11 protein-coding genes are annotated in these 4,142 nt (G+C 30.8%); all 11 read right to left on the bottom strand.

Features of this window, described 5'->3' with window-relative positions:
* Nucleotides 1–301 (bottom strand): hypothetical protein (locus tag AC1DSL_RS16185; protein WP_477532978.1); only part of this gene is annotated, 301 nt, incomplete at its 3' end.
* 16 nt (nucleotides 302–317) lie between these two features.
* Nucleotides 318–527, bottom strand: coding sequence for a hypothetical protein (locus tag AC1DSL_RS16180; RefSeq protein ID WP_477532977.1), 210 nt, complete (start codon nucleotides 525–527; stop codon nucleotides 318–320).
* Nucleotides 528–603: 76 nt separating this feature from the next.
* Nucleotides 604–831: a hypothetical protein gene (locus AC1DSL_RS16175; RefSeq protein ID WP_477532976.1), complete on the bottom strand. Its 228-nt coding sequence runs from the start codon at nucleotides 829–831 to the stop codon at nucleotides 604–606.
* Nucleotides 832–871: 40 nt separating this feature from the next.
* Nucleotides 872–1,039 (bottom strand): hypothetical protein, encoded by a 168-nt coding sequence (locus AC1DSL_RS16170; RefSeq protein WP_477532975.1) that lies wholly within the window; start codon nucleotides 1,037–1,039, stop codon nucleotides 872–874.
* A 74-nt stretch (nucleotides 1,040–1,113) separates the two neighbouring features.
* Nucleotides 1,114–1,392, bottom strand: coding sequence for a hypothetical protein (locus AC1DSL_RS16165; RefSeq protein ID WP_477532974.1), 279 nt, complete (start codon nucleotides 1,390–1,392; stop codon nucleotides 1,114–1,116).
* A gap of 460 nt (nucleotides 1,393–1,852) precedes the next feature.
* Nucleotides 1,853–2,113: a hypothetical protein gene (locus AC1DSL_RS16160; protein ID WP_477532973.1), complete on the bottom strand. Its 261-nt coding sequence runs from the start codon at nucleotides 2,111–2,113 to the stop codon at nucleotides 1,853–1,855.
* 33 nt (nucleotides 2,114–2,146) lie between these two features.
* Nucleotides 2,147–2,650, bottom strand: coding sequence for a hypothetical protein (locus AC1DSL_RS16155; RefSeq protein WP_477532972.1), 504 nt, complete (start codon nucleotides 2,648–2,650; stop codon nucleotides 2,147–2,149).
* Between the two features lie 218 nt (nucleotides 2,651–2,868).
* Nucleotides 2,869–3,228 carry a hypothetical protein gene (locus tag AC1DSL_RS16150; RefSeq protein WP_477532971.1) on the bottom strand — a complete coding sequence of 120 codons (360 nt, stop codon included), beginning with the start codon at nucleotides 3,226–3,228 and terminating at the stop codon, nucleotides 2,869–2,871.
* A 30-nt stretch (nucleotides 3,229–3,258) separates the two neighbouring features.
* Nucleotides 3,259–3,534 carry a hypothetical protein gene (locus AC1DSL_RS16145; protein ID WP_477532970.1) on the bottom strand — a complete coding sequence of 92 codons (276 nt, stop codon included), beginning with the start codon at nucleotides 3,532–3,534 and terminating at the stop codon, nucleotides 3,259–3,261.
* Between the two features lie 59 nt (nucleotides 3,535–3,593).
* Nucleotides 3,594–3,845, bottom strand: a complete 252-nt coding sequence (locus tag AC1DSL_RS16140; RefSeq protein ID WP_477532969.1) for a hypothetical protein — start codon at nucleotides 3,843–3,845, stop codon at nucleotides 3,594–3,596.
* 106 nt (nucleotides 3,846–3,951) lie between these two features.
* Nucleotides 3,952–4,142: hypothetical protein (locus AC1DSL_RS16135; RefSeq protein ID WP_477532968.1), on the bottom strand; the 191-nt coding region annotated here is incomplete at its 5' end.

The raw sequence follows: 4,142 nt of genomic DNA, 5'->3' as shown, positions 1-4,142 counted from the left end.
CTCTAAGTCCTTCAAGAGTATCGAAACAATAATTAGCTTCCCAATAAGGAAAGTATTTATCATTGTATTTATAGAATTTATTTCCCTCATATTCCTCAACAAAGAATTGACTCTTCACTTCTTCAAAGTGTGATTCTGCACAATCAATACATGCTCGACTTGTTTTTGTGTCTGCTATTCCTCTTAAATATCTCATAAGGAAGACTGACTTTAATTCTTTTTTACAACATGGGCAAGTTCTCATCTTTAATTGAATTTCTGCTTTTTGCTCTTCAGTTAGTTCTTTACGTTTATTGTTCATCTGTTTCCCCCTCTCCCTATGCTGCTACAAGTTGCTCCATTGCTGATTTCATTTTCTCAATTTCCTCATCTAATTCCTCAAGTCGATAAATAATAAGCATGGTTACATATTCGTTTGATGTTTCATATTCAAGCAGATCATTCATTTCCTCTTCTAATGCTGTAATTGCTTCGCTACATAGTTCAAGATTGTCGAATGAACTTTCTTCTAATTTGTCGTAACTCATTCCATCATCCTCCACTTTGTTTTATAATTCATTATATGTTTATAATTTATTAATGATACAGTTTATTTATATTCTCTTAGCTTATCTGTAATTGTATTTTTAGTTCTTCCATAAAATAAGCTGTAAACATTAAGTCCTCATTGTGATACACATGTGAAATATTGAATGCTGCTGTAATACTCTTTCCTTCATTCATTAACAATGAAACTTCAGTTGCTTTTTCTTTGGCTTTCTTCTTCATTTGACTTAGTTCATAATCGTGAATTGTGGTTAACGCTTCAAATCCTTGTTGTATCGATGTCATATAATTACTCCTCCCCATTTAAAAACCTTGTTTTAGTTGGTTACTTGTTTTTATGTTCATCTAAGTCAGCAATAGCCATCTTTAACAATTGAATTGCATTTGATTTACATTGCTTATCTAAATTGTCGCCACCATTCACGCTTATCATGGCTACATTAGCTATAATTTCAACTAACTCACTTTGTATTTGTGGAATTGGTTTACGCATTACTAGTCCCCCTTATAATTTATTATCGCTTAAAACATTTATTTTATTTGAACATTAGTTTTGCTAATTATCACTTACAATGAATGCCTGTTAATAAAAGATTTTACTTCTGAAACTTCCCAGATTTGTTCCCATTCTTTAATAAGTTGATTATCTATACGATTAAACTCAATTACATTTCCATTTTTAATTAAGCGATCAAGATATGAACCATGATATAAAATATCAATTGCATAAAAATTTCCTTGAGCATCTTCAACAAAATGACCATTTTTAAAATAGCATAACTTCAATTTTTTACTTTCAAGTTCCTCAACTACATTTTTAAAATTTATCACAACAGTATTTTTCATTTTCTTTTCCTCCTATGGAATGGTTTTTTGTTTTATTTATTATATTCAGTGTATCATAATGAAATTCATAATACAACTATAAACTTATAATTTATTTATTCATTTTTTTATGTATGAGCTGTTCGCCAACTCTTTAGTTGTACTTTATTACTGACACTATATATATACATTTAATTCACTTCTTTGGTCGAATTGTGAAGCTAATTTGCTTTCTTAAAATCAGATGAAAGCCTAACGCCATTTTCAATAGCAAAAGTCATGCACTCAAAACAAACCAATTTGTTACTCACTTTATCCATAAAAACAAAAGGACTTTCTTTATGACAATTCTCACAACGGTACATTTTTTATTCCTCCTTTACAGTACAATTTGTGTCTGCTCTCTGATATTAAAATCGTCATTTTACTTGCTGTAGCATTATCTATTTAAAGTATCATTTTATTGATACTTTTCTTTACATCAATCCCAAAATTCATTATTAAAATGCTTTCTCCCATATTCCTTTAAAGCCTGAAGTTTCTCAATCATCTCATCAATATCGCAAATGTGAATGTATTGAGAATTTTCACCTGTCTTATCTTCACTAGGCTTAACTCCATTTAATCCCATTGAATAGTCAATGCATCCGTCCCATTTGAGAGTAACCTCATCATATCCATACTCTTCATCTTCCAATACAATATTGCTGCTACCTTCGTAAACTTTAACTTTTTTAAACATATTGTCATCTCCCTCCATTACAATTTGTCTTAATCATTTTGAAAGCACATCTATTTTAATAAGGTACTCTTCTACTGTACTAATACCCTCAGTTTTTTTATAATAATTAAAATTAGCATAGTGATTTTTACATAATCCTTTTGCTCTCACGGATTTTTGACACTCATCAACTATACAAACTTTTCCTTTAACGCTTTCTCTTTCGAGTTGAGCAATAGGAGTACCATGTATTTTTGATCTGGTGTAATGTAGATTGCAAAGACCTTTAGTGCGAGCAGTTTCTTCGCAGTCCTCAACAGAACACTGTTTTCCTTTATTTTTAAAATGAACGTCTGTCGTTCCTGTCTTTCTTTTTCTTCCATAATGTTTAACACATAACCCTTTTGCTGTGGTAGGAATATCGCAACCGTCAATAGTGCATATAGGCTTAGAGTATGCTTCTGTTGTTCCTCTTCTTAATAGCTTAATATAGTGCTTATTGCATAATCCTTTTGTTTTGATAATATTTTCACATCCATCAACTGAACAAGTTTCCATATAACCCACTCATTTCTTTTCTTTGTGTAAACCTTACCATTAAAAATCACAAAAGTCAAAACAAGTGTATTAAATATATAAATATTATAATTCACTTAAACATCTGAAGTACAGCATGTTTTTATATAAAAAACTATTTTACTTACAGTTTTCTTCACAATACTTATCCCAACAGTCTTCGCATAGATCACATTTCACAGCAGCTTACCCCTTCCCTTCTAACAATTGAATCTTGCCATAAGAAACATATTAATAACTTCGTCCATTCTAAGACTATAGTATTTTCCTCTTGTATCCCAATACTCAATTGGTTTATCTGCCAAAGACATACTGTACCAGTCAACTAATTGTATAAAATCAGTGATCTTCCCATGCACACCTTTGACTGAATGATACTTTACTATTCTATTTTGAATATCCTCTACTAAATGAGGAAAATCTTTAGTAATACTGTCAAATCTCTGACTTAAATCATTTGTGACATGACTTCTTGTGGCTTCATTCATTACCCCTTTCAAAGCATTGTCAATACTACATACTTTATCAAGTAAATTGTTTGCTGCTGTAACATTGTCCACTATAGTACCTCCTTTTGTTATTGAGTAAAATCAGCTTTTTATCATGTGTTGTAAATACTTAACCATTTCACTTTTAACTGCCATTAATGCCTGTTCTCTTCCATGACCAAGTTCGACATGTGCAATTTCGGTTGCAATTCTTTGATAAAATACAGATGGGATACTTTTTCCTATTAATCTCCATCTACTTATACCCTTGTTTTGACTGTGAGTAGACCAAAGATTATTTAACACATAATCAAAATCTTTTGCAATTTCGATGATTTGTTTATTTCCTTTAAAATCAAGTGAATTAAATTGGTTCATTTCACACCTCCATTGATTAAAAGTCGCATTTTATCCGACAATTTTGTTGAACTGTGTGGTTAATTTTCCTGTAAATCATTCAACAACTCTCTTCCAGTCTTTTTGGGGATTTCCCCCTTTTCCATCTGTTCGATTTGCTTATATCCATTTACCTTAAATTGTTCAAACTCTTTTTTCGTTTTATAAAATGTAGTAAATTCTACCTTGCAATTTGGATAGTGAAGAGAAATTACTTCCTTGTTTTTATTGTTATACATCTCGCTACTTTCCTGCGTCTCATGGATTGCTTCTTCGCAATAATGGCAATTCATTCTAATCACCCCTTACTACTTCTTCAATATCTCAATTAATTCACCAATACTATCAATAAACTATAATTTATTAATTTTTATTTTCCTTCTTTACAAAGGTCTCATTTTAAATGACTTCATATCCTTTTTGGCATTTTCGACATTGTACCCACATTCCATTTGCTGTAGGTTTTGCACGAAATTCATCGTCATAAATTGTACCCGTTAGATCAACATATGTGTCATGTACTTCACTATGATATTTATTTCCAACATTATATGATTTAACGTTGCCACAATCACATTCTAATGTAATTG

Source organism: Paenisporosarcina sp. P4_D4, assembly GCF_056401835.1.
This window is presented reverse-complemented; position numbering and strand designations above follow the sequence as displayed.

Excerpts from the sequence above, each read along its gene's own strand:
- AC1DSL_RS16180 (WP_477532977.1), bottom strand. The coding sequence starts at position 527 with ATGAGTTACGACAAATTAGAAGAAAGTTCATTCGACAATCTTGAACTA.
- AC1DSL_RS16175 (WP_477532976.1), bottom strand. The coding sequence starts at position 831 with ATGACATCGATACAACAAGGATTTGAAGCGTTAACCACAATTCACGAT.
- AC1DSL_RS16170 (WP_477532975.1), bottom strand. The coding sequence starts at position 1,039 with ATGCGTAAACCAATTCCACAAATACAAAGTGAGTTAGTTGAAATTATA.
- AC1DSL_RS16165 (WP_477532974.1), bottom strand. The coding sequence starts at position 1,392 with ATGAAAAATACTGTTGTGATAAATTTTAAAAATGTAGTTGAGGAACTT.
- AC1DSL_RS16160 (WP_477532973.1), bottom strand. The coding sequence starts at position 2,113 with ATGTTTAAAAAAGTTAAAGTTTACGAAGGTAGCAGCAATATTGTATTG.
- AC1DSL_RS16155 (WP_477532972.1), bottom strand. The coding sequence starts at position 2,650 with ATGGAAACTTGTTCAGTTGATGGATGTGAAAATATTATCAAAACAAAA.
- AC1DSL_RS16145 (WP_477532970.1), bottom strand. The coding sequence starts at position 3,534 with ATGAACCAATTTAATTCACTTGATTTTAAAGGAAATAAACAAATCATC.
- AC1DSL_RS16140 (WP_477532969.1), bottom strand. The coding sequence starts at position 3,845 with ATGAATTGCCATTATTGCGAAGAAGCAATCCATGAGACGCAGGAAAGT.